The following is a 14,721-nucleotide window of genomic DNA, read 5'->3' as shown; positions in this document are numbered from 1 at the left end:
ATTTACCGCCCGTTCAGCCTTCATGCTTTTCGAGTAATGCCATGCGATTGATCCTCAGCCGAAAAGGGTTCGATTCTTCTGCCGGCGGTTGCCCCAGCCCGGTTCTGCCGGATGGGTCCCTGTGTGTGTTGCCCATTCCTGATGCCCGGTCCCGAATCCGTTATGACGATGTTGTTTTCGACACACGCAGGCTCGGGAAGATCACCCGGGATCTCACCGGTGGCCGAATTCGGGGGAGTCACGGTGCCCACCTGGATCCGGATTTGATAGCGGGTGCCTACCCCCGTGAAGAAGGCTGGCGACCTGTGCTGGGTCAGACTGGCTCGGCCCAGGGGCACTTGCGCAATCAGGGCGTTGAGCCCGGAGATCTTTTTCTGTTCTTCGGCGTTTTCCGCCACGCCGAAATGCATAACCGGCGCTGGCGGTTTGTGCCCGGATCCCGTCCGTTTCATGCTCTCTGGGGTTGGCTCCATATTGACCGGGTTCATGCTGTTGACGAACTGGCACCGGATGCCATGCCGTGGGCCCGGTATCATCCGCACCTCCATGGCGAGCCGGATCTTGGCAATACGCTCTACACGTCCTCGCTTTCGTTTCGATTGGCAGGCGGGGCAGAGGTTTGGTCTGGTAGTGGCGTGTTTCCAAAGATTCGCGAGGAGCTGGTCCTGACCGATCCCCAGGGCCGTCTCCCCACCCGGTGGCGCCTGCCCGCCGGGTTTCACCCTGGCGATAACCGGCCGCCCCTAAGCTATCACGCCAGGCCGGATCGGTGGTGCCTGGAGCCGCCCTGGTGCTATCTGGCCTGTGCTGCCAGGGGGCAGGAATTCGTGCTCGATCTCGACGCTTATCCGGAGCTGACGGACTGGCTCACGGGATTGCTCAGAACTGGCCGTGGCGGCCAGCACCCTCTTTGAATTTCCTGGCCCCGGCAATGGCCTCCTCAAAGACCACCGGATAGCCTCCAGCCCCTTCGGCTTGCAGGGCTTCCGGAGTCTCCAGGTCCCATTGATGTATAGCAGAGGCCCGGTCTGCCCGAAGGCAACGCTGAGGGAATCCGGCCAGGGTCTTCGCAAGTTCCTGTGCGGCTTGCAGTGCAGAACCGTCCGCCACTACCCGGTTTGCCAGGCCCATCTCCAACGCTTCCTCTGCCGCGACGGGGCGCCCGGTGAGAATCATATCCATGGCCCGGCCGTGGCCCACGATTCGGGGCAACCGCACGGTGCCGCCATCAATCAGGGGTACGCCCCAGCGCCGGCAGAAAACGCCGAAAACCGCGGACGCTTCCGCTACCCGCAGGTCGCACATGAGCGCGAGCTCCAGGCCACCAGCCACCGCGTAGCCGGAAACCGCAGCAATCACCGGCTTGGATAAGTGCATTCGGGTGGGCCCCATGGGGCCATGACCTGTGCCGTGAGGATCAATCCGGTTTCGCCGCTGTTCATTCCCGATCGCTTCCAGATCGGCGCCGGCGCAGAAATTACCTCCGGCGCCGCAGAGTATCGCCACCTTCAGGGCATCGCTCTCTTCAAATTCGGTGAACGCCCTGCGCAGAGCGTCGGCGGTCGGTCCGTCCACGGCATTGCGCCTGGCTGGCCGGTTGAGGGTGATAGTGAAAATGCCATCGTTAGCGCTGGTCAGAACCGCTTCTTCGATCATTGCTTTATCCTGCCATTGATCTGTCCGGGTGATATTCACCTAAGATAGTAGAAGAGTGAATCTCAGGGAGAGGAGAATGTATCGGTACAGTCTGGGAAACCGGCGCTGGCAGTTTGCAACGCTGGCAGAGTTAATGGCGAAGGCAACGCCCGCGCGCTCCGGTGACCGGCTGGCCGGCGTAATCGCCCATACCGCCGAGGAAAGGGTGGTGGCCCAGATGGCGCTGGCCGACCTGCCCCTGAAAACCTTTCTGAATGAAGCGCTCATCCCCTACGAGCAGGATGAAGTCACCCGACTGATACTGGATGAACATGATTACGGGGCGTTCGAGCCCATTTCCCATCTGACCGTTGGCGATTTCCGGAATTGGCTGCTCAGCGACCTTGCCACGCCGGAGATGCTTGCGAGCGTCCGGGATGGCATTACTCCGGAGATGGCTGCGGCGGTGTCCAAGATCATGCGCAACCAGGATCTGATGCTGGTTGCACGAAAATGCTGGGTGCATACCGCCTTCCGCAGCACCGTCGGGTTGCCGGGCCGGATGTCGACCCGACTCCAGCCCAATCATCCCACTGATGACATAACCGGTATTGCTGCCAGCATTCTGGACGGGTTGCTTTACGGCAGCGGCGATGCGGTTATCGGAATCAATCCCGCTACGGACAACGTTTCTCAGAGTGTCCGCCTGTTGCAGTTGATGGATGAGGTGATACGCAAGTACGAGATTCCAACCCAGTCCTGCGTACTGACCCATGTAACCAATACCCTGGAAGCCATCGAGAACAGGGCTCCGGTGGATCTGGTGTTCCAGTCCATTGGCGGCACCGAAGCCACGAACAGGAGTTTCGGGTTTGATCTGGCCACCCTGGCCGAGGCCCGGGACGCAGCGCTGTCTCTTAACCGCGGCACGGTGGGTAACAACGTGATGTATTTCGAGACCGGCCAGGGCAGCTCGCTGTCGGCCGATGCCCATCACGGTGTAGATCAGCAGACCTGCGAGGCCAGGGCTTACGCCGTGGCCCGCAAATTCGAGCCGCTTCTGGTGAATACCGTGGTCGGGTTTATCGGGCCGGAATACCTGTTTGACGGCAAGGAGATCACGCGGGCCGGCCTGGAGGACCATTTTTGTGGCAAGTTGCTGGGCCTGCCCATGGGGTGTGATATCTGCTACACCAATCATGCCGAGGCCGATCAGAACGACATGGACAACCTGCTGACCCTATTGGGCGTGGCCGGCTGTAACTTCATCATGGGCATACCCGGCTCTGACGACATCATGCTGAACTATCAGACCACCTCGTTTCACGATGCCCTTTACGTTCGCCGGGTGCTCGACAAACGGCCGGCGCCGGAATTCGAACAGTGGCTCACCCGCATGCAGATTTTCCAGGATGGCGAGGGCAAGGTGCCCGCAGACGGATTGCCGGAAGCCTTCCGGAAAAGCCTGGCCAGTTTGCCCGGAGGGGTCGGATCATGACTGGCCATAAGCCATCAGTAATCGCCAACCCCTGGCGCCGGCTCTCGGCCTGGACCGATGCCCGGATTGGTCTTGGCCGGGCCGGCATTAGCCTGCCCACACATGAGATGTTGGCGTTTCAGCTCGCTCATGCCCAGGCAAGGGATGCGGTCCATCTACCACTGGATACCTCGGCGTTGATGAAGGACCTGGCCGAACTGACCGAGCGGAGAAAAGCGTTATTGCCCCATGAGCCGGTTCATCTGCAAAGTCAGGCCAGCGACCGGATAATCTACCTGCAACGCCCGGATCTCGGACGCAGGCTCAGCCAGAAATCCTGTGAGGCGCTGGACCGCCTGGGCCACACCGGTGATTCACCCGTCGACCTGGCTCTCGTGGTAGCAGACGGCTTGTCCTCCTATGGCGTACAGGAAAACGCCGTGGGGTTTCTCGAGGCGCTGCTGGCGACTCTTGAGGTCGATGATCAGACCTGGGAACTGGCGCCGCTGACAGTTGTCTCTCAGGGACGGGTTGCGATTGGGGACGACGTTGGCCATCGGCTAAACGCCCGCTGCGTGGTGGTGCTGATTGGTGAACGCCCCGGCCTGAGTTCTCCGGACAGCCTCGGGCTTTATCTGACCTGGCAGCCAGGACCAGGGCTGACCGATGCCAGCCGAAACTGTATATCCAACATCCGCCCGGCGGGGTTGTCGTTCGAGGAGGCGAGCCGGCGGCTCGGGTATCTGCTCAGGGAGGCTCGCCGTCAGGAGGTTTCCGGAGTACCCCTCAAGGATCGCTCGGAAGAGACGGTTATTGATCAGGGTATTGGCAACTTCCTGTTACGCTAGATGTAGCCATTGAACCATTCAGGGTAGGAGAATTCTCTTGCAGCAAGCCGAGTACTATGAAAATGACACCACACTCGCCCAATATCTGGAGTTCCACTTTGGTGAGCGGTGGCACGGAGAGGCCAACTTCCCCAAGGCGCTGGCGGATGCCGCCATGAATGCGATGGATGGCCGGCCCCTGGATCGTGCGCTGGATATTGGTTGTGCCGTGGGCCGGACCAGTTTTGAGTTGGCCCGGCACTTCCGGCACGTGGACGGCATCGATTTTTCCAACGCGTTCGTCAACAAGTGTCGGGAAGTGGCCCGTGACAAACGGGTGCGTTATGCGCGCCCGGAGGAGGGCGAGCTGGTGACCTTCCAGGACCAGTCCCTCGCGTCCCTCGGGTTGGAGGAGGCTGCTGAGCGCGTGTCTTTTCATCAGGGCGACGCTTGCGATCTGCCATCGCAGTTCACCGGGTATGATCTGGTACTCGCAGGCAACCTGATCGATCGGCTGTACCAGCCATCGCTGTTTCTGGAGACCATCCATGAGCGGATTAACGAGCTCGGGCTTTTGGTGATCGCCTCACCCTATACCTGGTTGGAAGAGTACACGCCGAAGGAACACTGGGTTGGCGGGTTCAAAAAGAATGGTGAAGATTTCTCGACATTCGACGGCCTCAAGGAGATGCTGGCGCCCCATTTCCGGCTGTTTTTCGAACCCTGGAGCTTGCCGTTTGTCATCAGGGAGACGAGAAACAAGTTCCAGCACAGCTTCTCCGAGCTGACCGTCTGGGAGAAAGTAAGCCAGTAAGGATGCGGCATTATGAGGACCATAGCGTTTTACAGCCTGAAAGGCGGCGTCGGAAAGACCGCCGCCGCGGTGAATATCGCCTATCTAGCAAGCCAGGCCGGGTATTCCACCTTGCTCTGGGATCTGGACCCACAGGGAGCCTCCAGCTGGTATCTGGCCGGTGCTGACGAGGTGAAAGGGCACAAGCTCTCGCACTTGCTCAAAGGCAAGACCCCCATCGCCGAATTTATCCACGAAAGCGAGTATGAAAACCTCGATTTCATTCCCTCCCATACCAGTTTCCGTAATCTGGATGTGAAACTGGATCAGGAAGACGGCAGCAACCTGATCAAACAATGGCTGGCGCCGCTGTCCGAAGAAACCAGTCTGGTGGTGTTGGACTGTCCGCCATCGCTCTCCCGGCTTTCCGAGCAGGTGCTGAAAGCGGCAGACGAAGTGTTCGTGCCGGTGATTCCCACCTGGCTGTCCTTGAACAGCTGGAAACAGCTGCTGGAGTTTGCCAAGGACAAAAAGCTGAAGCCATCGAAGCTGCACCCGTTCTATTCCATGGCAGACCGCCGGAAGGGGCTGCACCGGGAACTGATCAACGCCCAGGATGAGATTCTGCCCAAGGGTCTGAGGACCATCATCCCGAACGCCAGTGTGGTGGAGAAGATGGGTGAGGAGGGCACGCCGGTGGAACTGCTGGCGCCCGGCTCGGTGGCCGCCGACGCCTATCGCCGGTTGTGGAAGGAGATAAATCGCCTGCTCTGAGGCCCTGATCGCATGCGCTCAGGATCGGGCGAGCTTGTCCCTCCGCAGCGAACGCTCCAGTCGGCGGTGGCTCTCACTGCGTTCTGAAAGTACTTGCTGAACGTACTGGATGTGCTTGCCGGCCAGTTCCCGGGCTTCTTCAGCCCTGCCTTCTGTGATGGCTTCATACAGCATCCGGTGCTGTTCCACCAGGCCTTGCCGGGTCTCCGCCTCTCTTCGATACATGCCGCCGATGTTGGTAACCACGTTACTTTTCAGCATGTTGAACAGGTTTCGGATGGTGTGTAGGAGAATCACGTTATGGCTCGCCTCGGCAATCGCCAGGTGGAACCGGGCATCGGCTGCGCCCTCGGCCTCCAGGTCCCGGTCCCTGTCGCTGCCATAGCAGGCTTGCAGTGCCTCGTAAGCGGTTTTCAGGTGGGCCCTGTCGACCTCTGTCGCTCGCAGGGCTGCGTAATAGGCGCAGTCCGCCTCCAGTGTGCGACGAAATTCCAGCAGATCCCGTTGTGCGTCTGGCCGGTTTTCAAGCAGAGGAATCAGCGGGTCGCTGAAACTGCCACCGAGGGATTCAGTGACATAGTTGCCGCCGCCCTGACGGCTGATCAGCAGGCCTTTGGCGGTCAGCCGCTGAATGGCCTCCCGCAGGGAAGGGCGGGACACGCCGAACTGCTCCGACAATACCCGTTCCGGGGGCAGCCGCTCGCCCGGCTGCAGGGCGCCCTCCAGAATCATGGTTTCCAGTTGCTCCACAATGGTGTCCGCGAGTCTGCGAGGCGCGATATGTCCGACGTCCATAAGAAAGAATTTCCTGTCCCATAATTTATTGGTAATACCAATATCACAGACCAAGTCCGAGGCCAAGCGCCCATCTATTTTTGTAGTTCAGACTGAAGTCTTTGACGGAAAATTTTGACATCAACAACCGGTCTCGAATACCTTGGTTAATGATTGATGTAAATTGGTAATACCAGTTTTTTGTTAATATGTTTGAGACTGTCCTGAGGCGCAATTAATGAGCCAGCTGTTTTACGATGCCGCTCCCAATGCCACCCGGGTACCGCCCGGGCGGGAACCCGACCGGCAGTATCCGGAGAAGCCGGAAGCGGTCACTCTGTTCGGCACCTGCGTGGTGGATCTGTTCTTTCCGGAAGCCGGGCTGGACGCCATCCGCCTGATGGAGCGGGAGGGTGTTCGCGTGCGTTTTCCCCAGGAACAGAGCTGTTGCGGGCAGCCTGCCTGGACATCTGGGTACCGGGATGAGGCCAAAGCCGTGGCACGCGCCCAGCTGGATATCCTCGATCGGTCGGGTCTGCCCGTGGTGGTTCCCTCGGGCTCCTGCGCCGGGATGTTTCGCCACCATTATCGGGCGCTGTTTGTCGACGAGCCGGACACACTCAAGCGGGTGGAAGCGCTCGCCGAGCGCACCTTCGAGCTGACCGAATTCCTGCTGAAAGTCTGTCGGGTGCAGCTGGCAGACCGGGGTGCGCCCAGCAAAATTGCCCTGCACACCTCCTGTTCGGCCCGCCGGGAGATGCACACCCACCTGCACGCCCGCGAGCTACTGCAACAGCTTGAAGGCGTCGAGCGTGTTGATCACGACCATGAAAGCGAATGCTGCGGCTTTGGCGGTACCTTCTCGGTGCGAATGCCGGAAGTTTCAGGGGCCATGGTTAAAGACAAGACCCGTTCGCTGATGGACTCCGGCGCCGTGGAAATGGTTACCGCTGATGGTGGCTGCCTGATGAACATCAACGGTTCCCTCGAAAAGCAGCGGGAGAGCTTCCGCGGCCGTCATCTGGCCAGCTTCCTCTGGGAGCGGATTAACGGCGCCAGCGCAGGGGAGGTGGTATGAACCAGCGTATTCCCGTTACCGAACTGACTCCGGATTTCCGGGGCCGCGCCGAAGAAGCCCTTGCGGATGGGCAGCTGCGCAACAATTTTCGGGTGGCGATGGACTCGTTGATGACCAAGCGGGCCAACGCCTTTCCCGATGCGGATGAGCGGGAAGGGCTGCGGGAACTGGGTAACCGGATCAAGGCCGGTGCTCTGTCCCGATTGCCAGATCTGCTGGAGCAGCTGGAACAGAAACTGACCGAGAACGGTGTCAAGGTTCACTGGGCGGAGACCGTCGAGGAAGCCAATAACCTGGTGCACGGCATTATCGAAGCCCGCAAGGGCAGTCAGGTGGTGAAAGGCAAGTCCATGGTCAGCGAAGAGATGGAGATGAACGACTACTTGGCGGAGCGGGGCGTCGAATGCCTGGAATCCGACATGGGTGAGTACATTGTCCAGCTCGACAACGAAAAACCGTCCCACATCATCATGCCGGCGATTCACAAGAACGCCCGGCAGGTATCAAAGCTGTTCCACGACAAGCTTGGCGAGCCGGAGACCGAAGACGTCAACCAACTGATCCAGATCGGTCGCCGGACCCTGCGCCGTAAATTCATGGAAGCGGATGTGGGTGTTTCCGGGGTGAACTTCGCCATCGCCGAAACCGGCACCTTGCTGCTGGTGGAAAACGAGGGTAACGGGCGCATGAGCACAACGGCGCCGCCGGTGCACATTGCGGTAACTGGCATTGAAAAAGTGGTGCCGAACCTGAGGGACGTGGTGCCCCTGGTGTCCTTGCTGACGCGCTCGGCTCTTGGTCAGCCCATTACCACCTACGTGAACCTGATTTCCGGCCCCCGCAAGCCCGACGAGCTGGATGGTCCGGAAGAGGTGCATCTGGTGCTGCTTGATAATGGTCGCACCGGCGCCTTTGCCGATGCCCAGATGCGCCAGACCCTGAACTGCATCCGCTGTGGCGCCTGTATGAATCACTGCCCGGTGTATACTCGGGTGGGCGGCCACACCTACGGTGAGGTCTACCCAGGCCCCATTGGCAAGATCATCACACCTCATATGGCCGGGCTGGATAAGGTGCCGGACCATCCCAGTGCTTCCTCTCTGTGCGGAGCCTGCGGCGAGGTCTGTCCGGTCAAAATTCCGATTCCTGAACTTCTTCAGCGTTTGCGCCAGGAAAACGTGAAAGACCCGGAGCAACCGCAGCAGGTGAAAGGGGGAGGCGCCAAATATTCCCGGACAGAGCGCTGGATCTGGCGCGGCTGGCAGATGCTCAATACCCGGCCGGCGCTGTATCGCAGTTTTCTCTGGGCCGCGACCCGCTTTCGGGCACTGGCACCGAAAAAGGCCGGGCCCTGGACAGAGAATCACAGCGCACCGGTGCCCGCCCGCCGCTCCCTGCATGACCTCGCGGCCCGGCATCTAGACCAGAACGGAGGCCGGCCATCATGAGCGCCCGCAGTAACATTCTTGGTAAATTGAGAAGCAGTCTCGACGGCACCACGCCCCGCCCTGACGAGTTCGACGAGCGCCTGGTGACAAAGCCCTGGCGGTACGCGCCGGAAGACCGGATCGCCCGGTTGCGCAGCCTGATGGAAGCGGTCCACACTGAAGTACACCAGTGCCGGTCTGACAATTGGCCGGAACGGGTGGCAGGGTTGCTGAACGAACGCAACCTGAGCAATCTCTTGTGTGCCCCGGGAAAAGGCCATGGCAGGGACCTGCGGGCTCACTTTGAGGCCACAGAGCAGAAGGTCGAGTTATTGGCCTACGATCAGCCGGTGGAAACCTGGAAAGAAGAGCTGTTCTGGAACGTGGAGGCCAGCCTGACCGGCACCCTTGGCGGTATTGCCGCCACCGGAACGCTCGTGCTCTGGCCGGATCGCCATGAACCGCGGCTGATGAGCCTGGTGCCGCCGGTACACATTGCCCTGCTCAAGGCCAGCGAGATTCACGACAATCTGTATGACATGATGGTGGCTCAGGACTGGGCGGCCGGGCTGCCAACAAACGTTCTGCTGGTGTCGGGCCCGTCCAAGACCGCGGACATCGAACAGGTGCTGGCCTATGGCGCCCACGGCCCCCGTGAGCTCATTGTGCTGGTTCTGGAGGACGCATGACTTTTACTCCGGAAGTGTTGGCAGATATCCGGCAACGGATTCCCGAAAACCGGGTCTTTAACGATCCGGTGTCCACCCTTGCGTTCGGAACCGACGCCAGTTTCTACCGCCTGATCCCAAAGGTGGTGGTGCGGGTTCAGGATGAAGCAGAGGTCGTCGATCTTCTGGCCATCGCCCGCCGCCACAAGGTGCCGGTGACCTTTCGGGCCGCCGGTACCAGCCTTTCCGGACAGGCGATCAGTGATTCGATCCTGATCGTTCTGGGCGATCAGTGGAACGGCCACGACATCCGGGAAGAAGGCCGTCAGATTCGTCTGCAACCGGGTGTGATCGGCGCTCAGGCCAATGCCTGGTTAGCACCCAAGGGCTTCAAGATCGGACCGGATCCGGCGTCCATCAACGCCTGCAAGATTGGCGGCATCGTTGCGAACAATGCCAGCGGCATGTGCTGTGGCACCGCCCAGAACAGCTACCACACGCTGGCCGGTATGCGGCTGGTGCTGGCCGACGGGACAGTGCTGGATACCGAGGATGCGGCAAGCGTTTCGGCGTTTCGCAACAGCCACGGGGACCTCCTGGCAGCCCTGAAGAAGCTGGCCATCAATACCCGGGAGAATCCCGAGCTGGCGGAGCGCATTCGGCACAAATACCGCCTGAAAAACACCACCGGCCTGTCCCTGAACGCCCTGGTGGATTTTACCTGTCCGATCGACATCCTGACCCACCTGATGGTGGGTTCCGAGGGTACGCTGGGTTTCGTGAGCGCGGTAACCTACAACACCGTCCCCGAATATCCTGACAAAGCCACGGCCCTGTTGGTGTTCCGGGATGCGGAGAGCTGCTGCCGGGCAGCGTCGGCGCTGCGCTCTCAGCCTGTGGCGGCGGTGGAACTGCTGGATCGACGCAGCCTTCGTTCGGTGCAGGACAAGCCGGGCCTGCCGGACTGGATTCATGATCTGTCGGAAAGCGCCTGCGCGTTGCTGGTGGAAACCCGGGCGTCATCTTCGGAGATTCTGGATGAACAGCTGACCCGAATCAGGCAGGTCCTCGCTGAATTTCCACTGGAGCAGCAGGTGGATTTCACCCGCGACGCCAAAGTGTCTGATCAGCTGTGGGCCATTCGTAAGGGTACTTTCCCTGCCGTGGGGGCAGTAAGACCGAACGGCACCACCGTGATCATCGAGGATGTGACCTTCCCGATTTATCAGCTATCTGCGGGGGTCACCCGCCTTCAGGCGCTGTTCGTGAAGCATGGCTATGACGACGCGATCATCTTTGGCCACGCCCTGGAGGGCAACCTGCACTTCGTGTTCCCCCAGGGCTTCGACGACCCTGCGGAAGTCGCTCGCTACGAAGCCTTCATGCAGGATGTGGCACAGCTCGTTGCCGTGGAATTCGGCGGTTCTCTGAAAGCGGAACATGGCACCGGTCGCAACATGGCGCCCTTTGTCGAGTTGGAGTGGGGGCATGATGCCTGGCAGTTGATGTGGCAGATCAAGCGGCTGCTGGACCCTGAGAACCTGCTCAACCCGGACGTAGTGCTCTCGGAGGATCCGCAGATCCACCTCAAGAATCTGAAGCCTCTGCCCGAGGGCGATCCGCTGGTGGACAAGTGCATCGAATGTGGCTTCTGTGAGCCGGTGTGTCCGTCTGAAGGGCTTACCCTGTCGCCCCGTCAGCGCATTGTGATCTGGCGGGACATCCAGGCCCGTCGCCGCGCCGGTGAAGATACTGCCGAGCTGGAAAAAGCGTATCAGTACCATGGCCTGGATACCTGTGCCGCGACCGGTCTCTGTGCCCAGCGCTGCCCGGTGGGTATCAATACCGGCGATCTGGTACGCAAGCTGCGCAGTGAAAAAGCCACCGGCCAGTCCGTCGCCAATCAGCTGGCGAAGCATTTCGCCGGCGCCTTGAAAGCGACCCGTTTTGTCCTGGCCAGCGCATCAATGGCCGAAAGACTGCTGGGTGCGCCACTGCTGACTCGACTCAGTGGCGGCGTTCGCAAGGTGTCTGGTGGGCGGGTAGCCCAGTGGGATCCAAGTCTGCCCCAGCCGGTGCGGTTTGTTTCACTGAAAGCGCCGGAACCGTCCGATGGCCGGCCCCGGGTGGTGTATCTGGCAGCCTGTGTGTCCCGGACCATGGGGCCGGCTCGCGGCGATAAGGCGCAGGAGCCGTTGATCGATGTCACTCGACGGCTGCTGGAGAAGGGCGGTTATCAGGTAGTGTACCCGGAAGCACTGGACAGTCTGTGCTGTGGCCAGCCGTTTGCCTCCAAGGGCTATCCGGACCAGGGCGCGACCAAAAAAGATGAACTGATTTCGGCGCTGTTGCGGGCCAGCCGCAATGGTTTGGATCCGATCTATTGCGACACCAGTCCCTGCACGCTGCAGATTCGCGAGGCCGCCGAAGAAGCCGGGCTCACGCTCTTTGATCCGGTCCGGTTCATTCGGGATCATCTCTACGAGCGTCTGGATTTTGAGCCGGAGCAGACCCCGCTGGCGGTGCACGTCACCTGCAGCACCCAGCACCTGGGGGAGTCGCAGGGATTGATCGATATCGCCAGGCGGTGCAGCACCCAGGTGGTGGTGCCCGAGGGTATCCACTGCTGTGGCTTTGCCGGGGACAAAGGCTTCAATGTGCCCGAGCTGAACGCCCACTCGCTGAAAACTCTGGCCGAGCAGACGGCGGGCTGTGAGGAGGGGATATCCACCAGCCGTACTTGCGAGATCGGGCTCAGCCGGCACAGCGGTATCGACTATCACGGGCTGGTGTATCTGGTGGATCGGGTCACCAGGCCAATAGAAAAGGATTGAAAAGCTGGCATATGCTTACAATTCGTTTCTGGATGCATACCTGATAAAACCCTATGTCTTCGTGTTCTGCCTATAATCTGATCAAACAAGAACTGGCAGACCTCGGAGAATACCCATGTTTGGTCGTCATCGGCTATCAGAGCTGACGGAAAAACTCGAAGCGTCACGATTCGATAGCAGTAGAATGCATCAGATTCTGCATGCCATCAGTTCTAACCTCCCCTATATCGAATTCAGTCTCTCCGGGGTGGTGGAGAGCGCCAACGACCGGCTTCTGTCGCTTTTGGGTTACCAGCGCGAGGAACTGATTGGCCAGCATCACCGCGTGTTGTGTGATTCGAGTTACGCCAGTTCCGCTGCCTATCAGCAATTCTGGGAAGAACTGAAGCGCGGAATTTCGCAGCAAGGTACCGTTCCCCGTTATAACCGTTTGGGGCAGCGAGTCTGGCTGGAGGCAACCTACTTCCCGGTATTTGATGAGGAAGGTAGCGTCTGGAAGGTGGTGAAAATTGCCAGGGATGTGACTGCCGACCAGGACAAGGTGGCTGATCACAATGCCATGCTCGATGCGATCGACAAGTACATGGCGGTTATCAAATTTACGCCCGAGGGCGAAATACTCGAGGCGAATGAAAACTTCCTGGAAACCACCGGCTATGCCGCAGCGGATATCCTCCACAAACATCACAGGATGTTTTGCTACGACGATTTCTATCAAAAGAACCCAAACTTCTGGAAAAGGCTGGCGCGGGGAGAGAGTTTTTCGGGGCAGTTTGAACGCAGGGACAAGAACGGCAGGAGTATCTGGCTGGAAGCTACCTACAGCCCAGTCCTGGATGCTGATGGTCAAGTCTACAAAGTGATCAAGTTTGCTGCCGACATAACCGCTCGCGTAAACAATGCCCGTGAGGCTGCTGAAGTCGCTGCTTCAACTTCAGAGGAAACCTCGCAGATAGCTACAGAGGCTAATCGAGCGCTCGCCGTTGCTGTCGAGACCTCCGAGTCAACGTTGGAGAAGGTGGCCAATGCCGCAAGTGTAAGCCAGGACCTGGAAACCCAGGCCGATCAGATAGGAAACATTGTGAACACCATTCGCACTGTTGCGGAGCAGACCAATCTCCTGGCTTTGAACGCCGCGATTGAGGCGGCCCGGGCCGGTGAAATGGGGCGTGGGTTTGCGGTTGTAGCAGACGAAGTTCGTGAGCTGGCCGCAAAAACCGCACGCTCTCTGGAGGAAATCTCAGCAGTGGTGGGCAAGAATAGCCATCTTATTGAATCGCTGCGGGACACAATGGATGGAGTATCCGATCTGTCTCGACGCAGCTCAAACGAGATTTCCGGTGTTGCAAGCGGGATTCAGCAAGTGGAAAAGGGTATGACAGACCTGGCCGCGGTAGTTGCCCGCCTGACAAACGAGAAATGATGCCCCGGGATGTCCGTGACGCCTGCATCCGCAAAGCTGGCCTGCCTTCCCAGTTAAAACACTGGAACCGAAAGTGGTCGTGATTGTCGACCGGTTGTTTTAATACCGTGCTCCTTCTTCTACCCGAACCCGTTCAAGGTATCGGGTCAGCGTAGCGGTTATTTCATCTCGAAACCGCATTTGCGCAGGAATTCGCGCATGTGCGGTCGCAGTTTCGAGGTGAACAGCGGCTTGAGCTGCTCGGACCAGGTGGTGTCCTTGTTGCCACCGGTGCGTTCCCGGTAGTACTCGTTCATGGTGCGATCGAACCCGGCGACCAGCTCCTCGTCCCGGGCATCGGAATAGTAATCTTCCCTGAGAATCGCCTCCACCGGCAGACGTGGCTTCACCTCCGGGTTCTGGTCCGGGTAGCCCAGGCACATACCGAATACCGGATAGACATGCTCCGGCAACCGCAGTATGTGGCTGATCTCCGCCGGGTTGTTCCGTATGCCCCCGATATAGCACAGACCCAGCCCCTCGGACTCTGCTGCGATGGCCACGTTCTGGGCCATCAGGCTGGTGTCGATGGTGGCTACCAGCAGCTGTTCGGTCATCCCCCGCACCACTTCAGCCCCGGCCCGTCCTGCGGCATCGGTTGAACGCCGCATGTCGGCGCAGAACACCAGAAAGTCCGAGCAATCGGCGATATAGTCCTGCCCGCCCGCAAGTTCGGCGATTTTCCGGCGGTTGTCCGGATCAATCACGTGAACGATAGAATACGCTTGCACATGGTTCGAGGTGGCTGCGCATTGGCCGGCTCGGATCAGTTCCCTGAGAAGATCCTTGGGGATCTGCTCCCCGGTGAATTTGCGGATGGAGCGGTGTGAGGTCAGCAGTTCGATGGTCGGATTCATGGCGTCTCTCTTAAGTTGTTTTCAGCCAGCATGCGGCAAGTGGCTTGCGATGCCAAATACATCGGAATTCGTCTGGTTCAGAAATTTTCTTTGTCAGAAATTACATTCTGAGCTT

General features: G+C 59.5%; 13 protein-coding genes. 10 read left to right on the top strand and 3 right to left on the bottom strand.

Annotation, left to right across the window (positions count from 1 at the left end):
* Positions 1-41: 41 nt before the first annotated feature.
* Positions 42-914, top strand: coding sequence for a hypothetical protein (locus CFT65_RS18985; protein WP_172408398.1), 873 nt, complete (start codon positions 42-44; stop codon positions 912-914).
* Here the strand turns inward: CFT65_RS18985 and CFT65_RS00800 are convergent.
* Positions 880-1,656 (bottom strand): crotonase/enoyl-CoA hydratase family protein, encoded by a 777-nt coding sequence (locus tag CFT65_RS00800; protein ID WP_088826163.1) that lies wholly within the window; start codon positions 1,654-1,656, stop codon positions 880-882. The genes CFT65_RS18985 and CFT65_RS00800 overlap by 35 nt on opposite strands.
* A 76-nt stretch (positions 1,657-1,732) precedes the next feature.
* Between CFT65_RS00800 and CFT65_RS00795 the strand changes: the two genes are divergently transcribed.
* Genes CFT65_RS00795 through CFT65_RS00780 form a run of 4 tightly spaced genes read left to right on the top strand, consistent with a single transcriptional unit; the run spans position 1,733 to position 5,506 of the window.
* Positions 1,733-3,133, top strand: coding sequence for an ethanolamine ammonia-lyase subunit EutB (locus CFT65_RS00795; RefSeq protein WP_088826162.1), 1,401 nt, complete (start codon positions 1,733-1,735; stop codon positions 3,131-3,133).
* Positions 3,130-3,960, top strand: coding sequence for an ethanolamine ammonia-lyase subunit EutC (eutC, locus tag CFT65_RS00790; RefSeq protein ID WP_088826161.1), 831 nt, complete (start codon positions 3,130-3,132; stop codon positions 3,958-3,960). Before CFT65_RS00795 ends, eutC begins: the two co-directional genes overlap by 4 nt.
* Positions 3,961-3,997: 37 nt before the next feature.
* Positions 3,998-4,753, top strand: a complete 756-nt coding sequence (locus CFT65_RS00785; RefSeq protein WP_088826160.1) for a putative 4-mercaptohistidine N1-methyltransferase — start codon at positions 3,998-4,000, stop codon at positions 4,751-4,753.
* 12 nt (positions 4,754-4,765) lie between these two features.
* Positions 4,766-5,506 carry a ParA family protein gene (locus tag CFT65_RS00780; protein ID WP_088826159.1) on the top strand — a complete coding sequence of 247 codons (741 nt, stop codon included), beginning with the start codon at positions 4,766-4,768 and terminating at the stop codon, positions 5,504-5,506.
* Positions 5,507-5,524: 18 nt separating this feature from the next.
* On the opposite strand, the gene CFT65_RS00775 is transcribed toward CFT65_RS00780, so the two are convergent.
* Positions 5,525-6,301: an FCD domain-containing protein gene (locus CFT65_RS00775; protein ID WP_088826158.1), complete on the bottom strand. Its 777-nt coding sequence runs from the start codon at positions 6,299-6,301 to the stop codon at positions 5,525-5,527.
* Between the two features lie 217 nt (positions 6,302-6,518).
* On the opposite strand from CFT65_RS00775, the gene CFT65_RS00770 reads away from it, so the two are divergent.
* From CFT65_RS00770 to CFT65_RS19420, 5 genes are all read left to right on the top strand, one after another.
* Complete coding sequence (locus CFT65_RS00770; protein ID WP_088826157.1) at positions 6,519-7,358, top strand: (Fe-S)-binding protein; 840 nt, start codon at positions 6,519-6,521, stop codon at positions 7,356-7,358.
* Positions 7,355-8,806, top strand: coding sequence for a LutB/LldF family L-lactate oxidation iron-sulfur protein (locus CFT65_RS00765; RefSeq protein ID WP_088826156.1), 1,452 nt, complete (start codon positions 7,355-7,357; stop codon positions 8,804-8,806). The genes CFT65_RS00770 and CFT65_RS00765 overlap by 4 nt, the downstream gene beginning before the upstream one ends.
* Entirely contained in the window at positions 8,803-9,474 is a 672-nt protein-coding gene (locus CFT65_RS00760) for a LutC/YkgG family protein (protein ID WP_088826155.1), read from the top strand. Before CFT65_RS00765 ends, CFT65_RS00760 begins: the two co-directional genes overlap by 4 nt.
* A complete protein-coding gene (locus tag CFT65_RS00755; protein ID WP_088826154.1) occupies positions 9,471-12,287 on the top strand; it encodes an FAD-binding and (Fe-S)-binding domain-containing protein in 2,817 nt (938 codons plus the stop codon). The genes CFT65_RS00760 and CFT65_RS00755 overlap by 4 nt, the downstream gene beginning before the upstream one ends.
* Before the next feature lie 115 nt (positions 12,288-12,402).
* Complete coding sequence (locus CFT65_RS19420; RefSeq protein ID WP_088826153.1) at positions 12,403-13,710, top strand: methyl-accepting chemotaxis protein; 1,308 nt, start codon at positions 12,403-12,405, stop codon at positions 13,708-13,710.
* Between the two features lie 158 nt (positions 13,711-13,868).
* On the opposite strand, the gene nfsA is transcribed toward CFT65_RS19420, so the two are convergent.
* Entirely contained in the window at positions 13,869-14,606 is a 738-nt protein-coding gene (gene nfsA, locus CFT65_RS00745; protein ID WP_088826152.1) for an oxygen-insensitive NADPH nitroreductase, read from the bottom strand.
* Between the last annotated feature and the right edge of the window lie 115 nt (positions 14,607-14,721).

This window comes from Marinobacter sp. es.048 (genome assembly GCF_900188435.1).
Lineage (GTDB): Bacteria > Pseudomonadota > Gammaproteobacteria > Pseudomonadales > Oleiphilaceae > Marinobacter.
This window is presented reverse-complemented; position numbering and strand designations above follow the sequence as displayed.

Coding starts and splice junctions, on each gene's coding strand:
- CFT65_RS18985 (WP_172408398.1), top strand. CDS start 42: ATGCGATTGATCCTCAGCCGAAAAGGGTTCGATTCTTCTGCCGGCGGT.
- CFT65_RS00800 (WP_088826163.1), bottom strand. CDS start 1,656: ATGATCGAAGAAGCGGTTCTGACCAGCGCTAACGATGGCATTTTCACT.
- CFT65_RS00795 (WP_088826162.1), top strand. CDS start 1,733: ATGTATCGGTACAGTCTGGGAAACCGGCGCTGGCAGTTTGCAACGCTG.
- eutC (WP_088826161.1), top strand. CDS start 3,130: ATGACTGGCCATAAGCCATCAGTAATCGCCAACCCCTGGCGCCGGCTC.
- CFT65_RS00780 (WP_088826159.1), top strand. CDS start 4,766: ATGAGGACCATAGCGTTTTACAGCCTGAAAGGCGGCGTCGGAAAGACC.
- CFT65_RS00775 (WP_088826158.1), bottom strand. CDS start 6,301: ATGGACGTCGGACATATCGCGCCTCGCAGACTCGCGGACACCATTGTG.
- CFT65_RS00770 (WP_088826157.1), top strand. CDS start 6,519: ATGAGCCAGCTGTTTTACGATGCCGCTCCCAATGCCACCCGGGTACCG.
- CFT65_RS00765 (WP_088826156.1), top strand. CDS start 7,355: ATGAACCAGCGTATTCCCGTTACCGAACTGACTCCGGATTTCCGGGGC.
- CFT65_RS00760 (WP_088826155.1), top strand. CDS start 8,803: ATGAGCGCCCGCAGTAACATTCTTGGTAAATTGAGAAGCAGTCTCGAC.
- CFT65_RS00755 (WP_088826154.1), top strand. CDS start 9,471: ATGACTTTTACTCCGGAAGTGTTGGCAGATATCCGGCAACGGATTCCC.
- CFT65_RS19420 (WP_088826153.1), top strand. CDS start 12,403: ATGTTTGGTCGTCATCGGCTATCAGAGCTGACGGAAAAACTCGAAGCG.
- nfsA (WP_088826152.1), bottom strand. CDS start 14,606: ATGAATCCGACCATCGAACTGCTGACCTCACACCGCTCCATCCGCAAA.